Annotated in this window: 16 protein-coding genes; 13 read left to right on the forward strand and 3 right to left on the reverse strand. The window is 46.0% G+C overall.

What is annotated here, in order from left to right; translation table 11 throughout:
• Positions 1 to 76: 76 nt before the first annotated feature.
• The gene (locus OLMES_RS01325; RefSeq protein WP_087459591.1) at positions 77 to 1,018 is read left to right on the forward strand and encodes a 2OG-Fe(II) oxygenase; all 942 of its coding nucleotides are present in this window, start codon (positions 77 to 79) and stop codon (positions 1,016 to 1,018) included.
• Between the two features lie 6 nt (positions 1,019 to 1,024).
• On the opposite strand, the gene OLMES_RS01330 is transcribed toward OLMES_RS01325, so the two are convergent.
• Genes OLMES_RS01330 through OLMES_RS01340 form a run of 3 tightly spaced genes read right to left on the reverse strand, consistent with a single transcriptional unit; the run spans position 1,025 to position 3,759 of the window.
• Positions 1,025 to 1,921, reverse strand: coding sequence for an HPr kinase/phosphorylase (locus OLMES_RS01330; protein WP_087459592.1), 897 nt, complete (start codon positions 1,919 to 1,921; stop codon positions 1,025 to 1,027).
• A complete protein-coding gene (locus OLMES_RS01335) occupies positions 1,922 to 2,848 on the reverse strand; it encodes a phosphoenolpyruvate carboxykinase (ATP) (protein WP_087459593.1) in 927 nt (308 codons plus the stop codon).
• 23 nt (positions 2,849 to 2,871) lie between these two features.
• Positions 2,872 to 3,759 (reverse strand): sulfotransferase domain-containing protein, encoded by an 888-nt coding sequence (locus tag OLMES_RS01340; protein WP_087459594.1) that lies wholly within the window; start codon positions 3,757 to 3,759, stop codon positions 2,872 to 2,874.
• Between the two features lie 13 nt (positions 3,760 to 3,772).
• Here OLMES_RS01340 and OLMES_RS01345 point away from each other — a divergent pair, with 13 nt between their 5' ends.
• From OLMES_RS01345 to OLMES_RS01400, 12 genes are all read left to right on the forward strand, one after another.
• On the forward strand, positions 3,773 to 5,095 hold the full coding sequence (locus OLMES_RS01345; protein ID WP_087459595.1) for a sugar-transfer associated ATP-grasp domain-containing protein: 1,323 nt from the start codon (positions 3,773 to 3,775) through the stop codon (positions 5,093 to 5,095).
• 117 nt (positions 5,096 to 5,212) lie between these two features.
• Positions 5,213 to 6,091, forward strand: a complete 879-nt coding sequence (locus tag OLMES_RS01350; RefSeq protein WP_087459596.1) for a 2OG-Fe(II) oxygenase — start codon at positions 5,213 to 5,215, stop codon at positions 6,089 to 6,091.
• Between the two features lie 3 nt (positions 6,092 to 6,094).
• On the forward strand, positions 6,095 to 7,366 hold the full coding sequence (locus tag OLMES_RS01355; protein WP_087459597.1) for a JmjC domain-containing protein: 1,272 nt from the start codon (positions 6,095 to 6,097) through the stop codon (positions 7,364 to 7,366).
• Positions 7,367 to 7,529: 163 nt separating this feature from the next.
• Positions 7,530 to 8,708 carry an NnrS family protein gene (locus OLMES_RS01360; protein ID WP_087459598.1) on the forward strand — a complete coding sequence of 393 codons (1,179 nt, stop codon included), beginning with the start codon at positions 7,530 to 7,532 and terminating at the stop codon, positions 8,706 to 8,708.
• A gap of 130 nt (positions 8,709 to 8,838) precedes the next feature.
• The gene (gene rmuC, locus OLMES_RS01365; protein WP_232465239.1) at positions 8,839 to 10,713 is read left to right on the forward strand and encodes a DNA recombination protein RmuC; all 1,875 of its coding nucleotides are present in this window, start codon (positions 8,839 to 8,841) and stop codon (positions 10,711 to 10,713) included.
• Between the two features lie 37 nt (positions 10,714 to 10,750).
• Positions 10,751 to 12,649, forward strand: a complete 1,899-nt coding sequence (locus OLMES_RS01370; protein ID WP_087459599.1) for a DUF294 nucleotidyltransferase-like domain-containing protein — start codon at positions 10,751 to 10,753, stop codon at positions 12,647 to 12,649.
• Positions 12,646 to 13,383: a 3'-5' exonuclease gene (locus OLMES_RS01375; protein ID WP_087459600.1), complete on the forward strand. Its 738-nt coding sequence runs from the start codon at positions 12,646 to 12,648 to the stop codon at positions 13,381 to 13,383. The genes OLMES_RS01370 and OLMES_RS01375 overlap by 4 nt, the downstream gene beginning before the upstream one ends.
• Positions 13,384 to 13,611: 228 nt before the next feature.
• Positions 13,612 to 14,613, forward strand: a complete 1,002-nt coding sequence (locus OLMES_RS01380; protein ID WP_087459601.1) for an alpha/beta fold hydrolase — start codon at positions 13,612 to 13,614, stop codon at positions 14,611 to 14,613.
• A 194-nt stretch (positions 14,614 to 14,807) separates the two neighbouring features.
• Positions 14,808 to 15,725 carry a metal-dependent hydrolase gene (locus OLMES_RS01385; RefSeq protein WP_232465240.1) on the forward strand — a complete coding sequence of 306 codons (918 nt, stop codon included), beginning with the start codon at positions 14,808 to 14,810 and terminating at the stop codon, positions 15,723 to 15,725.
• A 94-nt stretch (positions 15,726 to 15,819) separates the two neighbouring features.
• Positions 15,820 to 16,656, forward strand: a complete 837-nt coding sequence (locus OLMES_RS01390; protein WP_198343344.1) for an SDR family NAD(P)-dependent oxidoreductase — start codon at positions 15,820 to 15,822, stop codon at positions 16,654 to 16,656.
• Positions 16,657 to 16,729: 73 nt separating this feature from the next.
• Entirely contained in the window at positions 16,730 to 18,241 is a 1,512-nt protein-coding gene (locus tag OLMES_RS01395) for a flavin-containing monooxygenase (protein ID WP_087459604.1), read from the forward strand.
• Positions 18,242 to 18,524: 283 nt separating this feature from the next.
• Positions 18,525 to 19,892 carry a DUF4214 domain-containing protein gene (locus OLMES_RS01400; protein WP_157678099.1) on the forward strand — a complete coding sequence of 456 codons (1,368 nt, stop codon included), beginning with the start codon at positions 18,525 to 18,527 and terminating at the stop codon, positions 19,890 to 19,892.
• The last annotated feature ends 89 nt before the right edge of the window (positions 19,893 to 19,981 follow it).

Consider the following 19,981-nt stretch of genomic DNA (forward strand, 5'->3'; position numbering starts at 1 on the left):
CGACGATGTTATAGCATTCAGGCATTGCTTAATTGTAAACGTATTCGATAAAACAACATCCTTTGACAGAAAGTTGATGATAAGAAAGCAACCTGTGAGCAACAGGATTAAAGCGAAGAAAATGACTCACGATAGTATAGAAAATAAACTACAAACAATCGCTCAATCGCCTCTGGCTTTCATGGTGGAGTTAAAGCAAAAATACGAATACGCGACACGACAAAATCCGGAAGATGTCGATTTATTTTGGCAGTTAGGCGAAATTAATCGTGCTTTAGGAAACTTTGAAGCCGCAATAGACTGTTATAGCCAGGTGTTACACAAATGCCCTCAGCATGGTCGGGCACGCTACATCGCATCGATTCTCCAGGGAAGGCAACATTCTGTAGATCGGCCTACGGATGCCCTGCATTGCCCCGCCCCCTTTTTAATCCAGAAGCAATTTGTTTCAACAGATTATAATCAATCTATTCTGAGTTTGGCGATTGAGAAAGAATCAGCCTTTGTCGATGCAAAAGTTGGTGCCTTAGCCTATGAAACGGTTGATACAACAATTCGATCCACGAAAATCCTTGGAAAATCGGAGATTGGAAATTCCCTCGCTGAGTTTCGAAAGAAAATTTTTGAAAATTGTGAGCATTGGCAAAAATTGTTAAATGTTACACCGTTTACCACCGGGCATATCGAACTCTCCATGCTTCATTATCAGAATCGTCAATTTTATCAGGTTCACAAAGATCAAGGTTTGGATGAGACTCGTTCGCGTACTTTAACGTTTATTTACTTCTTTTATAAACAACCCAAGGCATTTTCAGGTGGTGAGTTACTGCTCTATGACACGGATGAAAATGCTCACTCTGCTGGCACCGCTTTTACTCAAATAGAGCCTGAAAACAATACATTACTCGTATTCCCTAGCCAATACTTCCATCAAGTGACACCCGTGCAAAGTAGTTTTTGCGGTTTTGACTCGGGTCGCTTTGTCATTAACGGCTTTATCCATGCCGTATCGACATGACACTGCTTAGGTTAAGTTATCATCAAGCATGTGTTGAACTAAATGATCCAGTTTTTCGAGGTCTTTCGGTCGGCGCAGTTTTTGGACTTTAATTTTATTCGCAAGGCGCGAACAAACTTGAAAATGCGGTTCTCCCAGACCGAGTTGGTCTATTAAGTAAAATCTGGCGGTGTATTCTTTCAATACAATAATTGAGTCAACCAGGGACAATGGCAGAATAGAAAATTCAGGATGATCATGAAACTCTAATGAGTAGATTGCTTGGACAGGTTTCGGCGTTCTTTCGTAGAGATGTGCAGCCATTGGAATGACATACTTCCCATTTTTTAAAAACAAGTTATTCGGTTTCAAATCAAACGCTAAACTATCGGCGGAATCTTGTTTAAGTTTGATCTGATGTACTCCGGGGTATACCCATGGCTGATTATTCTCGTCTAGTTTAATTGCACAAATATCATCACTGATTAATGGACAACCGCGCTTCATGAATGATGCTGCCAGCGTTGATTTCCCTCTACCAGAATGGCCCGCAAAAATGACACACTTGTCTCTGTGGAGTATCCCATTTCCATGTATGGGCAGGATGCCGTGCTTCATCATGATGACAAGCATAGCCGTTCCGAGAGCATTGAGACGAATCAAATTGAGCGGAGCAGTAGAACGACTGTCAATCCAAATGGTGTGGTTACCCTGAACGAGGATCAACACAGAGTCTCTTACCCGCACCAGTACGTTTTCAGAATCAAGCACTTCGACACGTATATAGTTTGATTGTTCGTAGTGAAATTCAGAGAGTGGGCGCGTTCTTAAGAATACATCGGGTTGTTTTTTTGATGAAAAAAGCTCCGGGCATTCAATTTCGCTACCGAGAGTTAGTCCATAAATATCATATACAAACATCATTTAGACCAGATTCTTATTTTTGATATCACGTGCTAGCATTTCTACAACTTGATTGATTGTTTTTTTCGTTCTTTCAAAATGAAGTCGTTTGACGGAACAAGATTGCACGAGTTGAGTTAAATAGTTGTGTCTGCCGAATCGTCCCTCAGGACTTTCACACAGGTGCCCCAGATAACGCATATCTCGAACGGATTCAAACTTATTGAAGCCGTATAAATCCTGGAGGTACATTTGCGTTTGGCTCGAAGGTGTCAATAAATAGATTCCCCCGACGACAAATGAGCTGCTGTTAAGGTTTTGCTCAATCGGGAGTTGAAGTTTGTTGTGCCCTGGTCGAATTGGGGTTGCCTGACTCGTGTTTATTTGCAGCATTTGTGTCGCATCTTGCCATAATTGAAGAAAGGGGTATCCGATTTGCGCAGAAGCGGATTCGCCAATGCTACACAGATGGTCAGAAAGTACTGAAAATCCACGTTGCATGAGAGCAGCAGCTAAAGTTGATTTACCGGCAGCTGATTTGCCCAATAGTAAAAAGGCCCGGTTATTATGGAGGATTGCACTTCCGATTAAAGGGAGCTGACCTCTTTGATAAAGCAATACGCCGAAAATGGAGCCTAAAAGTATCGTTTTGATACTATTAATATCAACTTCGGGATCAGGTGCAATGATCACGCAGTTACCATTTTCAATGTAGAATTTGCCGATGCCTTCAAACTCCCAGTAGTATCTATTTGATGAAACCCTATAGTTAATCCCTTCCTGATTCCAATTAGTTTTATTCAAAAACGGTGCTACATCATCAGATGAATTTCGAGAGATTATTGATATGGTGACATCTGCCGGACGAGTGCTTCGTTTGTGCTGGTGCCAGGGGAACGAACATGACACATTGAGACCATAAATTTGATAGATATATTCGTTTACCATAGACCTCTACAACAATTGCCTATTCAGAAGGGGTTTCCTTGACTATCCAGGTAATGTAGTTTCGTCATTATTGTTCGATGTGTCTCAACAAGCCGGGATACTTGTCCGGGGGACAACACTTCCCGCCATTCGCCCATTCTACCGCTTCGGAAAAAATTCACATCACCGCTCAGCTTCTCAGAGAATCCTGATTTCTGTTCCTGGGCTTTCAATTTTTCAAATTCACACTGTTTGATCGCGAATCGTATATTCTCGCCAGTACTTGGCAGCTTGAGAAAATCGACGACTTCCATGAGGGTGGACACAGGATTTAGTTTAAGATCTTCGTATCGAACCACCAATACCCGTATCTTTTTAGTCTCGAGCCAGCTGCGTACATGTTCACTCCACGATAGTAATTTTTGAGGAAGCTGAAAATACAAGTGCATTGGATCCTGAGCCAGGCCATGGTTTTTGTCGTTAAGAGCAGCAATACTTTCATCAATACTGCATGAAAAATGATGCGCATAAGAGACTGAAATATCTAAGGGGTTTCTTACCAGGTAGATCGCACATTTTGTAGCATCAGGTGGGAATAGCGGCTCTTGTTTTGAGGTGAGGGTGTACGCTTCGTGGGTTTTTAGATATACCAAACGGTCAGATTCGGCAGACATTCTGCGGAATACTTGAGGGCGCAAGCCTTCAATTTCGTTTGGAAAAAGATCAGATGAAGTTACGTTCAAATAATTTTCGAAGAGCTGACGAGAACTTGATATCTGATCCACATAAATATCATTCAAGTTCAGAGAGGCCCTGTTTTCAGAAGGTAATGCGTTCCGTGAAACGGAGAGTAATTGTGTGAGTAGAAGCCTGAACCACGTATTTCCGGACTTTGGATAGGATGCAATCCAAATAAGATTGTTTTGACTCATTGTTTAATGGCACATGTTGACCTTAATTCCCAGCGCATCTAATCTCTTCAGTTATTCCGTTGTCTTTCTGAAAATCGAAAAAAATTACATCATGCTTCGAACGTTAATTCGTCTTAAGCGGAGAGTTGGCTTACACATCAAACCCAAAACGCTTTTTTCATTGCGCTTTTTTTCCAAGAACATCAGCTCGACCACGCTACTTCACAAAGCCGTTTTTATGCAAAGTTGGCGTTGCGGCACCAAAGACGTAAGGTTTTGGATTCAATTGCTGTCTTGGATTAACTGGTTTGCCTTTCTATCCTGGTTCGAGATTGTCAGGCATTTCATTATTAATGCTCGAAACGTTTCCCGGGAGTACCATATCCCTTTATGGAAACAATTTAGTGAGCTAGTATACGTTGCTCTATATTATGGTATTCCACCGGAAGAATACTACCTGTTTTCGCTATTCCAATCCATTGCAGATATAGAGGATTATGTCTACTGTTGTGAGCGAAAAGTATGGCATGACACTTTTCAATTACAGAGAGCCATCAGCGGATTTGAACGACCCATCAGCGGACTTGAACGGAGCATCAGCGCAAACAATGACTCAATTGAGTTACTCAGAGATAAGGCGCGCTTTTCTGAAGAAATTAGGCGTTGTGGTGTGATAACCACACCTACGCTAGTGTTTTTGGCTTCCGGAGCATCTGATTTATCACCACTGTTCCAGCAAAAATCGCTCTTTCTAAAGCCTGTCAGCGGAAGTCGTGCTCAAAACTGCTTTAAACTCACTTTTGACTCATCCAGTGAAGATTATGAACTTGAGCACTATCAACGGGATAATTCACACGCCTATTATGGAAAGCCTGAGATACAGGCGTTTGTGCAAAAACTTGTAATGGGAGAACCCTATATTGTACAACCTCTTTTGGTAAACCATCCTTGGTTTGATTGTGTGGCAACGTCAGAGCTCTGTGTATTTCGTATCATCACAGCGAATGATTCAGGCAGGGTAGAATTAGTAGCTGGAGTACTGGAAATAACCGGGCCAGACGGGGTGAAGCAAAATTACAACGTCAATATAGATACGGGGACAATTTCAGTGAGCCACGTTGATTGCACGGTTCCTGATTGGATTGGTATATGCGAAAGCTGTATGAAAGCACACGCACAACTATCGGATTTGCTGACAATCGGTTGGGACCTAGCCTTGACTCCCGAGGGAGTAGTATTGCTCGAAGGGAATTACAGTTGGGCAACATTTCCGATACAAGCGACCCTCCAACAACCCTTGCTTCAAACGGAGCTTGCTTCCTTCTATCAAAAAAGACTGAAGCAACAATCGGTATAAAAACTGCTTTCTCTATTTGGCTACTCAATTGGAATTTCATCACAAAAGGCGTTTTTCAAAGCACTTTTCACGGATAAGATTGACTCTCAGGTGTGACGTTAACGAAGTGGATTAGATATGTCTCAACTCGATACGCTAATTGAAAAAATGTATTCGATCGACATGATGGAGAAAGTTAATAATAGAGCCTATCCATTACTACAAAAGCGTATGCAGGCTAATCCAGACGACTTGGATACGTTGTATTTGATTGCAGAACAACATCGTATGCAAGGCAGGCTGGACGAGGCCAAAAACCATTATAAGAAGATCCTTGAGTTGTTCCCGATGCACCGCCATGCGACAATCACACTTAACGCCTTATGTGGCAGGCAGTCGGATCAGGTTCAGCAGCCCCTCCCAGTGCCATTTATCTTGCGAAAAGCAGTATTACCACTAGAACTTCACTCACAATTCCTAGAATTCACAGCCACTCATTCTCACCAGTTTCAATCCATGAAAGGGGGAAATTTTCAACTGTCCCTCAATAAACATCCTGAAGTTCAACAGCGATTTTTAAACTCGATTGGATTGGAGTATCAACACCAAATTTTCAAAATTGTAGAACAGGCTGCTGAATCATTGGTAGGCATGAGTTGTGACTTTCGAGAGGCTCCTATCAATTATCATTTTCTGAACTATCCTGATCAATCAGGTTTTGGGTGCCATCAAGATGCAAAACAAGGGGGAGTACTAAACTTTACCTATTGTTTTTACCAAGAACCTAAATCTTTTGAGGGTGGTGAATTAGTGTTGCATGATACATTCTATTCAGCCCGGGATGCTTATAATGACCCGAAACTCGGTAATAATTTTACCAAAGTGGCCTTGCCCAATAATTCATTGATCGTGTTTCCAAGCTCATGCTACCATCAGGTTCGTCCAATCCAGTCAGAATGTACTTCCTTTACCCAGCATCGCTTCTCTTTGGTGGGTGTGATAAAGCTAAAAAGATAATTGATGACCGATCTCATTGGTAACCCGAAGTGGCAGCCGTTACTTGAAGAGCACTGGCTTAAAACACCGTTTCATCTTAAAGCGCCATTTGAGGGATCCTTATTCGAGCCCCACTGGTTTTTGGAATTGTTAGTTAAAGCCAAACAAACCTTAACCAAAAATGAGCCCTGTAAATTACTGCTTTTTGATACAAACGGACAGTGTCTTGATGGCAGGAACAAGGGAAGTCGGCTTTTCACCGGACTGGAAGATTTGTTGCCTACCTGCGCCGATAAAGATATCTCTTGTTATTTTAATCAACTGGCTGCTAATCCCCGATTCCATAACTTTGGATTCTTTTTAAGAGAGCCTCAGTTTTTGCATGAGCAGATCTGGTTAAGGCTTAAAGATATTGCTCGATTTCTGTTTAATTACATTCCCATTCCTCGAGAGAACCTGGGCTCCGATGTATTTCTCGGAAATTATCGGCAAACGCCTTTTGGTGCTCATAAAGATAACCTAGATAATTTTTTATTTATGGTGACCGGGAAAAAGACGCTTTATCTGTGGGAAGGTCATTTAAAGTTTGAGGAACTGACAGCGGACAATGCCACAGCTTATGAATTGGAAGCGGGAGACCTCTTGTATTGGCCGAGCACCTATTGGCACGTTGGTAAAAATTTTGATAATCAACCTTCGATCTCAATTAATCTAGATTACTACGATTCTAAAGCCGCGTCTTGGGAAACTTCCGAGTTTATGAATTCGGTGGGAGATATTTCGAAAATGGTGTCCGCACTGTTTATCTCGCCCCATCAAAAAGAATACTTCCATAACAATGTAAGTTCATCGAATGAAATTCATTTGGAAGAGCGACTGGCAATTATTAACGCAGCCAAACAAAAACTCATGACCAGTCTCGATAGCGATTTGCTGGAAAAACAGTATAAAAAAGCCGCGCTACAACGCCAGTCCGCGATGTATTTTCGTGATCCTTGCCAAATGCGTGATCAGGATCTTCTTGAGTCAAAAAGTCATCTGAAAAAGTTATCCTCCGATCCCATTTTGTATCAATGTGAAGGATCAGAAGTATTGGTCGCTTGTAATGGGTTTTCGAAATACTTTTTAAATGTGCCCTCTGTCTTGAGCCTGATCAACAGCTTCAATAATGCGAAAATTGGAGACTCATTGGCTCTGCCTGTGACTCACGCCAATGTCGCTCACAGTAATAGCCGTGTGGAAAAGGCCCTAATTGAAGAACTGTTACAGTTTCTATATCAAACAAGGGCCCTTTAGTCTCGATTCAAGGTATTACAGTGAGCTGAATTTGAATTCTCGCACTGGAGAATAATCAGCCCGACAACAGACCTGGATCAATTTACTTCCCGGGGATATCCGGTAAGTTATAGTGAAATTGATTATTATTTGCTATAACTCGGGTGCGCCGGGAGGGACTTTGATGCTGCAATGGAAATCTAATTTCAACGGACTCCGTGTCGCTGACACGCCATTCTTTTCCCTGGGCTTTCGTCCATTTTTCTGGTTTGGTGCTTTGTGCGCTGCCCTGTTGGTTCCGGTTTGGCTTTACCATTTTGTTCACGGTGCTCCGCTTTCAATCGAGGTGATGCCGACGCTGTATTGGCATGCCCATGAAATGTTGTTTGGATTTGTGGTGGCAATTATTGCCGGTTTTCTGCTTACAGCCGTGCCGAACTGGACCGGTACCAAGCCGGTATCCGGCTTGCCGTTATTGTTGCTCTGGCTGCTTTGGTTGCTCGCCCGGCTGTTACCGTTCGGGTTACCGGAGTCCTGGTCTTTACTGTGGGTTGTTGTTGATCTGGCGTTTATTCCGGCTCTGGCGTGGCTTATTGCACGGCCGATTCTTGAAACAAAAAACACCCGGAACCTGCAGTTTATACCGATACTGGCGATACTGATGCTGTGTAACCTGGCCAGCCATATTGCGGATAATGCGCTTTCGGGTATTCACAGTGGAATTATGGTTGTGGTGCTGATCATGACCGTGGTCGGGGGCAGGGTGATCCCGTTTTTCACCCAGCGGGGCCAGCCGGGCACTTCACCACAGGTTATTCGCTGGCTGGAATGGGCGGTGTTGATCAGTACCGCAGCCAGTGTTTTGGCCGTGGTGCTGAATGGCGTGCTGAATAGTGGCATGTTAATAGTGACTTGTGCCATTGTTGCCGCCACGTTTCATATGCTCCGCTGGTTATGCTGGAAGCCCTGGCAGGTGATGGCAACGCCGTTGTTATGGAGTTTGTTTTTGGGCTATGTCTGGATACCCATCGGCTTGCTGTTTCTGGCGTTCAGTCAGTTGTGGCCAAGCATCGCGCCCTCTATCGGTTACCACGGGCTGGCAGTGGGGGCCATGGGGGGCTTGATCATCGCGATGATTGCCCGTGTTTCTCTGGGCCATACCGGTCGGCCATTACAGCCATCTGGCTGGATGATCGCCGCATTTGTGTGTATTCAGTTTGCGGCGTTGATTCGGGTCTGGTTTCCGGCATTCGGCGTCTACAGTGCGTGGATGTATACCGCGGTGGGGCTATTCTGGGTTGTCGTCTTTGCCAGCTTTGTGGCGCAATATGCGGGTATGTTATTTCGAACCCGACTGCCATGAGGCTGCCAGTTGTTGATTAATGTGATAGGTGTACAGGCTTTGCCGATATATAACCTGCCGTGCTAAAGTTCGGTCACTTGGTCGGGGCTATTGCTGACGACATAATGACGATTTTTACCGGGAAATTTGCATGACGAGTGACTTTATTATCGCCTATCCAGCGCTGACATTACTGGCTGTTGCCATATTCTCTGGCTTGCTGGCTTTTATTGTGACCTACATGCGTTTTAATCGGCGAATCGGGCAGCAGGAAACGTCATTGAGTTTGACTCAGAGCGAACTTGCAGCGGCCATCGCTGAGCAACGGGCGCTGGAAACCCGGTATCAAGAAAAAGTACAAACCCTGCACGAAGCGGAAATTGCAGCCAGTCGCTTGCAAGCTCAGGTTCAGGCTCAACAGGAGAAGTATCAGGATTGCACAGGCCAGTTGCAACGGGCAGAAGCGCAGTACCAGGAGGCGCGACAGGTGTTAGAGTCGCTCACTTCAGAAAAGCACCAGATTGATACCGTTCGACAAACCACGCAAACGGAACTTCAGGAGAACCTGAAATATCAACAGACATTACAAACACGTCTGGATGAGTTGGCTGATCAATTGCGTGAGGCGCGAGCGCAACTGGACCAGCAAAAACTGGAAAATGCCACGTTGGATAAACGGGCTCGGGCCGTTGAAGTGAAAGCGGAGGAAACCGAGCTCAAATATCAGGACGTCCGAACACAGTATACCGGGGTACAGGAAAAACTGGATGGATTACAGGAACGTTTTAACACCGTGCTCTCGGAATACACCGAGCTGAAAACCAGTCTGGATGAACGGGATAAAAGTCACCAACAGCAACTGCTGCAACACGCCGAGAACAAGAAATCCCTCGCCCAGGAATTTGAAAATCTGGCAAACAAGATATTTGAAGAGAAAGGCAAAACTTTCACCGATACCAGCAAGGCCAGTCTGGATGGCTTGCTCAAGCCTTTCCGTGAACAGATTGATGGCTTCCAGAAACGAATCAATCACATTCATGATGCCTCGTTAAAAGGTAATACCGAGCTCAATGCCGAGATTAAAAAAGTGCTCGAGATTGGCCTGAAAATGAGCGATGAAGCCAGTAATCTGACCTCGGCCCTCAAAGGTGATTCCCAGCAGCGTGGTGCATGGGGTGAAGCGCAGTTGAAACGCACGCTGGAAATGAGTGGATTGATTGAAGATGCACACTATGAAACGCAAAGTGCTTTCAAGGACCTTGATGGCAAGCAGAAACAAACGGATTACTTGATCAAACTGCCTGATAACAAACACATTATCATTGACAGTAAAGTGTCACTGGTCGCCTACGATAAAGCGGTATCGGCGGACTCGCCGGAAGCACAGTCATTGGCCATGAGTGAACATGTTAAAGCCGTCAAGCGCCACATAGATGATCTCGCGTCTAAAGATTACACCAATCTGATTGGCATGCGCAGTCCCAGTTTTGTCTTAATGTTCATGCCCATTGAACCGGCGTACATCGATGCCTTGAAGAGCAATAAAGACTTGTTCAGTTATGGTTACGAGAAAAGCATTGTATTGGTCTCACACACAACGCTGATACCGATTCTGCGTACGGTAGCCAACCTCTGGATGATGGAGCGCAGCAATGCAGAGGCCCGGGAGATCAGCGAAAAAGCCGGTGAAATTTACAATCAGGTTTGTGTGGTGGCTGAACGTTTGCAAAAGTTGGGTGGAACGCTCAATACCGTCAGCAATCACTACAACAATACCGTGAAAGCGCTTGTTGGCCAGCAAGGTTTACATGGCAAGGTGGAGCGCTTCAGTCAGTTATCCAGCAAGGTCAGCAAAGCCATGCCGGCGCTTGAGGCAACCCATCTTGATTTTGAAACCGAGCGCCTGTCTCTGGCGGCTGAGCCCATTGCTGAACTGGTTCCGGATGATGAGGTGGATGCCGGTTCGACACACCCGGCAATCGAAAATCAGGTTACCCCGGTTGCAGGCCTGACAGAGCCTGACTAGTTTTAGGGTAATGACCTGATCAATCCATGGGGGCACCGTGACTGTTGAAATGCTCGAAATACAGAATTTTCTGGCACGTTTCCCACCCTTTGATGAGCTACCCGAAAGTGCGCTGCATCAGGCCGCCAGTCAGGTCGAAATCAGTTATTTCCGTTCAGGTAGTGAAGTACTGAAATACGGCGATGAAATACACGATTTGTACATCGTCCGCAGCGGGGCGGTGGAAGTATATCGGCGCAACGGTGAGCTTTACAATCGACTTGAAGAAGGTGACCTGTTCGGTCAAATCGGATTGTTGATGCAAAACCGGGTACGCTTTCCCGTCAAAGCCATTGAAGATACGTTAGTCTACTGCCTGCCCGAGTCCCTTTTTACAGAATACTGTGAACAGTACGAGCACTTTTCCGACTTTGTTGAAGTTGAGGATACCAGTCGACTGCGCCATGCGGTGCAAGCGAGTGCTGACAGTCATTCCCTCGCCACGGTTCGCATTGCGTCCATACTCACCCGCGAACCGACATTGGCGACGGCTGATACCACCGTGCAGCAAGTCGCGCGCAAGATGGTGGCCGAACAGGTCTCGTATGCCCTGATTACCGCGTCAGAATCCGAGCAGCCGATTGGTGGCAAGGGGGCGCAAGGTCTGTCGTTGTTAGGGATGATCACAGAGCATGATCTGAGTGAACGGGTCATTGCGGACGGGCGTCCGTTGTCTACGCCGATTTCCGAGGTCATGTCCACGGAGATTGAAACCCTGGATGCCAATGCTTACGTTTATGAAGCGATGATGTTGATGCTCAGGCACAATACTCATCATCTGCCGATTGTTAACAAAGGCAAGCCCGTCGGGGTATTGGAAATGACGGATATTGTCCGCTATGAATCTCAAAACAGCTTACTGATCGTTAACAGCATTTTGCAGCAACAGTCCCAGGATGACTTGGCAAAGCTTGCTGATCAGGTTCATGACTGTTTTGTGCGCATGGTTCAGGAAGATGCCAATTCCCATATGATTGGCAGTGCCATGGCCATTATCGGGCGGACTTTTAAACAGCGCCTGCTGGAATTAGCCGAAGAAGCGCTGGGATCCCCTCCGATTCCCTATTGTTTTCTTGCGTTGGGGTCGATGGCCCGGGATGAGCAGTTGGTGGTTACGGATCAGGATAACGCACTGATTCTGGATGAAACTTTTCAAACCGAACAACATGGTGACTACTTCGAAGCCTTGGCCAACTGGGTCTGCGATGGTTTAAACCGCTGTGGTTATCCGTATTGTGCTGGCCAAATCATGGCAACCAACCCGCAATGGCGCAAAACGTTGCAAGAATGGAAAACCTGTTTTGCACAATGGATTGATCATCCGGATCCGCAAGCACTGTTAAATAGCTCGATCTTTTTCGATCTTGATGGTGTCTGGGGACATACACACTGGGCCGATCAACTGAATGCGTTTATTGTTGAGCGTGCGCGCAGGAACAAGCGTTTTCTGGCTTGTCTGGCCCGTAACGCCTTGAACCGGACGCCTCCCCTTGGCTTTTTCAAAGACTTCGTGATGGAAAAAGATGGCCGCCATAATAATTCCATTAACCTGAAACGGCGTGGTACAGCGCCCTTGGCAGATGTGATTCGCGTTCACAGTCTGGCCGCGGGATCCGTGGCCCGAAATTCATTCGAACGTCTGGATGACATTATTGATGCGGGCATACTGCCCGAAGGGCGCGGGCCGGATTTACGGGATGCCATGGAATTTATCTCGATGGTTCGAATTCGTCATCAAGCGTCTGATCTTATCGCCGGGCGTGTCGCGGATAACAATATTGAGCCGGAGAATTTGTCTGCGTTTGAGCGACGCAATTTGAAGGATGCCTTTCAGGTTCTGAGCCAGGCACAGAATTTCCTGAAGTTTCGTTATCAAGGTAACGGACCGTTGAAATGAAAATCGCCGATAAATTAAAACTATCCGTCGGCGAAGATCCCGATTTTGATTGGTCCAGCTGGTTTGGCTCGATGGCGGAGCAGGCAAGACATTCCGCAGTTCGGGATTATTATGCCGGGGGCATGATTTCCGGATCAACGCCGTTGTCTGATGTTCCTTTTGTTGCCCTCGACTTCGAAACCACCGGCCTCAATGCCAAACAGGACGATATCGTCAGTATTGGTCTGGTACCGTTCACGCTGCAGCGGGTTTACTGCCGCCATGCCCGGCACTGGCTGGTTCAGCCCAAGACGTCGCTGTCTGATGAATCGGTCACCATCCACGGGATTCGCCACAGCGATCTGAATCGAGCGCCTTCGCTCATCCACCTCTTGGAACCCCTGCTGCAGGATCTGGCAGGGAAAGTGGTGGTGGTTCATTACCGCTATATTGAACGGCATTTCCTCTATCAAATATTACATCGCCGCTTGAACGAACGCCTGATCTTCCCGCTGGTGGATACCATGCAGATCGAGGCGGATATCCGCCATCAGGGATTGCGTGCCTGGTGGAATAGGGTATCCGGTGGCAAAGTCGCCTCACTGCGCCTTGCCAATTGCCGGACTCGCTATGGGCTCCCGGGCTATACCGCCCATCATGCATTGACCGATGCTTTGGCAACGGCAGAATTGTTTCAGGCTCAAGTCGCCCATTACATCAATCCTGATGACCCAGTTTCGACTTATTGGCGCTAGGATGTAGCAAAGTTTCAGCCTGTTTTGACCAACTTTTAAACGATTAACGGTGAGTTTGAGCCGGCATTCCGGGAAAAGACTTCCGAGTTGAATCCGAACAAGCGGTCGGTTTAAAATTTCCTTCATACAATGTCACGATCAAGTCAATTCTGAATGCTTTTTAGCTGCGATTCACTTCGTAGGCTATTGGGCGCGGTTTGTATCCGTTCAGCTTGAGGTTTAGTCCGTATGCGTGACACCCGTAAATCTATTGATCTTCGTTCACTTGAACAAAGCTTCGCGAATGCCGTAGCAGCACCTTATCTCAGTCAATCCAAACAGCCTTGTCAAAAGCGACTTCAATCCTGGCGTTATCGTAGTTATATCCCTCTTTTACATCGTTTGCATGGCCAGTTAACTGGTTTGCGTACCCATCATTGTATGGTGGATAACCGTAAACTGGTTTGGCTGCAAGGGGGGAATCCGGAGGGTGAGCCGGTTTTATTGCTTCACGGGTTTGGTTCCTGTAAGGAAAACTGGGTCCCCCTGCTGCCTTTTCTGATGCGTCACTATCAGCTATTCGTCCCGGATCTGCCAGGTTGGGGGCAGAGCCATTTTTGTGCCGAAAAAGTCTATGGATTTGATCAGCAAGTCGAACGGCTTGATGCCTGGGGGAAGCAGGTTTTGCCCGGTCCGGTGCACATTGTCGGCAGTTCTATGGGGGGCGGTATTGCGGCATTGCTGGCTGCCCGCCATCCCGAATTGACCAAGACATTAACACTGATGAACGCAGCTGGCGTTGCCGGAAATGACTTTACGCCGTTCGAGCGAGGGCTCACCCAGGGTCGTAACAGTCTCATTGCCCACAATGTGAAAGGCGTGCTGGATTTGCTCGGAACAACAATGGCCAACCCGGCCTTGCCCCTGATCATGACGCCTTTCGCGTGCTGGGATCTGGTGTCACGTCGGCATGTTAATCAACATATGTTTCGGCAACTGTTGCAGTATACCCCGTGTGAGACGCGCCCCTCTGTTTCGGAAATCAAAGCGCCGACACTGATCCTCTGGGGCGACAAAGACAATGTGATTCATATTACCTGCAGTGATACCTATAAAGCGCTTATTCCCCATGCGAAGACCAAACTGCTCAAGGGAATTGGCCATATGCCCATGGTTGAAGCGCCCCGTTTAACGTCTCGTCTACTTCAGCGATTCTGGAAAGAAGAGGAAAAGACTGAAGCCAGGGATTGATGTGAATACTGAAATATAACCGAATTGAATCCGAACAAGCATTCGCTTTAATATTACACAAAATATTGTGACATTGATCGGTGTAACATTGTATATAGCGATAGTTGGTTGAGTGTTTTTTACGCTCAACCGGTATCAGGAAATTAATTCAACCTTTCGTTAGTAAAAGATGGGCTTTGAAAATGACTACTTCTATGAAGCAAACTACGGGAAACCGTAAACCTGCTGCGACAGCAGTACCTATTCGTCACCTGGATCTCAAATTTGATTCCGAGCAGATCGACTCAAATTTCTACCGGCACTCTGAATTCGGGTCTGCTTACTTTCACGCGTTGTCTATCTTTCTGACATTCGGGGAAGACCTGGTTATTGATACTGCGCGATATCACCGTGATCTGCTGACAGATCCGGAACTCAAGCGCAGAGTGACGTCCCTGATTGGTCAGGAAGCGATTCATTCTAAATTGCATAACGCTCTCAATGATTCGCTTGCTCATAACCGCTATCCGGTAAATCTTTACCGTTTCCTGGCAGATCAGGTTTTTGAATACGGTTTCAAGCGTTTGCCCAATAGTATGCAATTGTCCCTCATGGCTGGCATCGAGCACTTTACCGCAGTACTGTCAGAGTACATGATGAAGCATGAAGAAATCTTTTACATGAGCGATGATGAAAAGCAGCGTGCTTTGTGGATGTGGCACATGCTGGAAGAGTCCGAACACAAAGATATCGCCTATGATGTGTATCAGGAATTGTCGGGCAGTTACCCCAATCGAATGGCAGGCTTTGGTTTAGCTTTCTTTACTATCTTGTTCCTGGTGCCACTGGGTGGCGCGATGATTCCGGTGTTGCGTAAGCCGAGAAATATTTTCAAACGCAGCTTCTGGAAAGATGCTGCGCGTAGTGCTGGACTGTTGTTTGGCCGTGGTGACAGTGTTTATGGCGGTACCATGGATCACATCCTGGATTATCTGCGTCGGGACTTCCATCCCAACGATCACGATACCACTGAATACCTTGAGTACTACAAGGAGAAATTACTGCACCCGGAAACCGGTTTGTTGACGCCTTATCTGGTGCGTGAATTTGTGCCTCAAGCCAAAGCGTCATAAAGCATTCGGTACCCTGCGGTTATCACCGCAGGGTGTATGATTCTATACAGGGTGATCCGAGAAAGCGTGAGCACCCCTAATTGAAGCAGTGTCGATTATGAGTTTTTTGAAACGAAATAAAACTAAGCCGAGTAGCAAAGCCTACGCGGTGGTAACCGGAGCCGGTAGTGGTATCGGTCGAAGCTTTGCGCTGGAACTGGCCAAGCGTAACGGTACCGTGGTCTGTGCAGACATTAATCTTGATGCCGCGAAAGAAACCGTGGATCTAATCGAGAAAGCTGGCGCGACCGCCTTTGCGATCCAGTGTGATGTCGGCGTGGCAGAGCAGGTTGAGCACTTGGCCAATGAAGCTGAAAAGCTGATGAAGCACCCGGTAACGTTGGTGATCAACAATGCCGGTGTGGGTTTGGGTGGCAAATTCGATGAACTCTCACTGGATGATTGGCGCTGGTGTTTACACGTGAATCAATGGGGTGTCATTCACGGCTGTCATTACTTTGTACCGCGCTTTAAAGCGCTGGGCTATGGTGCGATTATTAATGTCGCTTCTGCAGCATCGTACACGGCTGCACCGGAGATGAGTGCTTACAATGTCTCCAAAGCCGGAGTCAGAGCCCTGTCTGAAACCCTTTATGCCGAGCTGAAAAAAGATAACATCCGCGTGAATTGTCTCTGCCCGACACTGGTACCAACCAATATTATCAAGGACGGTCGCATTCCGGAGCGTTATTCCAAACTGGCGGATCATGCCTTGATGAATTTTGCCATGACCACCAGTGATTCAGTGGCCAAGTTGACGCTGGATCGACTGGATAAAGGCGAGTTGTACACAACGCCACAAGTCGACGCCAAATTGTTCTGGTTGATGAAACGCACCGCACCTAACTTATACGCAAAATTCCTGGGCTTTTCCTACCAGTTTGTCAAGTAATCGTGGCTTGCTCAGTAACAGCGGTTTGTTAAGCATTAAAAGTTTGAACAGTAACCATAAAGAGGTATTTTAAATGGCTACTACTTCGCAGAAAAAAACATCTGCCCAAAAAGTTTACGATACGTTTATCGTTGGTGCCGGAATCTCCGGTCTGGCGGCGGCGATCAAGTTGAAGAAAGAAGGCTATCACGATTTTAAAATCATCGAGAAAGCCTCACGCGTAGGTGGTACCTGGAGAGAGAACACCTACCCAGGCTGTGGTTGTGATGTACCTTCATCACTGTATTCCTACTCTTTCGCTCTGAGCAGCAAATGGAGCCACCTGTTTGCGCGCCAACCCGAAATTTTGAGCTATCTCGAAAGCGTCAGTGAAGAGTTCAATATCGCTTCCCTGATCGAATTCGACAATGCTCTGGAAAATGCGAGCTGGGACGAATCCCGTCACCTGTGGGTTCTGGATACTCAAAAAGGTCAGTATCTGGCAAAAACAGTGATTTTTGCGACAGGACCGATTACGGAATCTCAAATTCCGAAACTCCCGGGTCTGGATACATTCAAGGGCGAAATGTTCCACTCCGCCAAATGGAACCATGACTTTGATCTGACCGGCAAGCGTGTCGCGGTCATTGGTACGGGCGCATCGGCGATTCAGTTTATTCCCCAGATCCAGCCTAAAGTTAAAGAATTGTTTGTTTTCCAGCGCACTGCGCCTTGGGTTTTACCCAAGCCGGATATGCCGTTGAATGAAACCAGCAAGCAGGTCATCGATAAACTGCCCATTATTCAACGTGGCTGGCGTAAAGCTGTGGCGGGCTCTCTAACGGCAATTAACGTAGGCCTGCGTAATCCAGGTTTGCTCAAGCCGGTTGGCGCTGCTGCCAAGCAGTTGCTTAAGGTACAAGTCAAGGATAAAGCCTTGCGCAAGGCCGTTACCCCTGACTTTACCCTGGGCTGCAAGCGTATTCTGTTTGCCAATAACTATTACCCGGCACTGCAGGCGGATAACACCAAGTTAATTCCGCACGGGTTAGTGCAAGTGGAGGGTAATACGGTCATCGCGGCAAACGGTGAGCGTCATGAAGTGGATGTGATTATCTGGGGTACCGGTTTTGATGTATCGCACCCGCCAATCGGCAAGAAAATCATCAATGCTGCCGGTCAGCGTGTCTCGGACCTGTGGAAAGACAGTTCGCCTGAAGCCTATCTTGGTGCCACGCTTGAGAATGTGCCAAATGCGTTTCTGGTGTTGGGGCCGAACGTATTGGTTTATGATTCGTTTATCACCCTGGCGGAATCCCAGCTGAATTACATCATTGATGGTCTGAAGAAAATGAAGTCCAAAGGCTTCAGTCGCTTCGAGATCAAATCCGATGTGATCAAGGCCCACAACGAGAAAGTGCAAAAGCATTTGCAAACCACTGTTTTCAACAGCGGTGGCTGTAAGAGCTACTACCTTGACCAGAATGGCCGTAACTTTGCGGCATGGCCCTGGTCATTGGCGACCTTGAAAAAGCGCCTGCTGTCATTCGATCTTGCCGATTACGATGTTGCCTACGAGGCGCAACGTTCACGGTCTGCTGCCTGATTGATCCCCCCTCGTGAGTGCCCTTTTCCGGGCACTCTGATTGCTTCGATACACCAATATCGCTTTAATCTCTTCACTTTTCCCACTAGAACAATGTTGGCGCATTCAGGACACTGTCTTTATGAGGAATTGAGTAACTAAACTCTTCGCTTTGGAAGTCGCGCTATTTGAACGCACTCTCTATTCGGGCATGAAAAGGATAGGTGAAAACATTATATGGTGATACATACGTTGGTATTCGTTAACAAAAAAGCTCTGCAGGTCTTTAAAGAGTAATAGCTTTTTGATATTTTCCGATCATGGATTTGATTTTGATATGTTATCTCAAAAAGGAATTTTGATGAAAATATCTACAACGAATACTACACCTGAAGCGCGTATTCGGAGTCAAGATACGTCAGTAGAGGCCCTTCCCGCTCAGACGAATGCCACATCAACTCCGTTAACTCAAGAGTCTGTGGGTAATCTGAATGTTCCGATTTCTAATCTCAGTTCTGAGAATTTACATCATCCAAGACATAGCTATAGCCACCAGACGTTAATTAACGAGGTGACTGCAAAGTTTAGAATCGAGTTTTCAGAACTGGCTGCAGATCATTTTAAATTTCATCAGCTATTGGGGAGTGTGTTTGGAGGAAATTATGATGTGTCAATTGCAGAAAATATTAGAGAACAAGTTTCTGCTGATGATTTCAATTTTCTTCCGAATATTCAAGTCGTTGATAATGATGTTTTAGGGTGGCGAGCGGGTGCATATAGTGCCAAAACACACACTGTATTTTTGAATGAGGATATTCCAAAGGAAATTCTAAGCCAAGTTTATATTGAGGAAGTTGGACATCACCTGGATGCTCTAATGAGCAAAATGGATACACGTGGTGATGAAGGTGCTGTTTTTCGTTTATTACTAAACGGTGAATCTAATCCTGAGGAATTAGCACAACAGCGGGTGCAAAACGACTCTGGCATTATAGAAATAGACGGAAGGGGTGTGGAAGTAGAGTTTAATGATGGTGTTTATTTAGTTGACTCTCAAACAGTTTCAATAGATCAGTCCTTGATTCAGTTAGCTAATAACCAATTAAACTTCCAATTTAATCAACCAAATTACCAACAAAGTGTGGTGAACAATGGTATAAACAATACGCTTGCCAACCTAGATAACGTAACATCAACAAGCAGAAGATCTGGAGGTGATCATTCATCTCATTCGAGCAAGTCAACTGATGAGCCCAATTCTAGTAACCGAGCGGAAACGAGAGAGCAATCGAATCAAACAGTAGAGCCGGACTTTATAGTACAGTTGAATACAAATGGCGCTAGTATTGGTGTGAATTGGGAGTTGTCAGCTAATACTCTATCGGGAGATCAAAGATGGGCTACAAATGATGAGCTTATTAGTTCTGCATACTCTCATTTTTTGGGAAGAGCTCCTGATGACCCCGCATTTTCAGAGTATCTAAGTCAGTTGAATAGTGGCCGTTTAACACAAAGGCAGTTTGTAGACGCTATTGAATCATCAAGCGAGGCTGAAAGTCTTCGAGAAGCAAATATAAATCCGGATATTAAATTTTTCTTGTCTGAGCCTAAGAATAGCGAACTTGCCGCTTATTTTTCAGCAGAACCTAGTGTAATGGATAATCATAGGTAGAACATTAAGCAAAAAAGCAGGGTAACTTGATGATATTAATATGGATTCATCCTGCAATAAGGTAGATTGTTAGTCGTCAAACACACTAC

Source organism: Oleiphilus messinensis, from assembly GCF_002162375.1.
Classification (GTDB): Bacteria; Pseudomonadota; Gammaproteobacteria; order Pseudomonadales; family Oleiphilaceae; genus Oleiphilus; species Oleiphilus messinensis.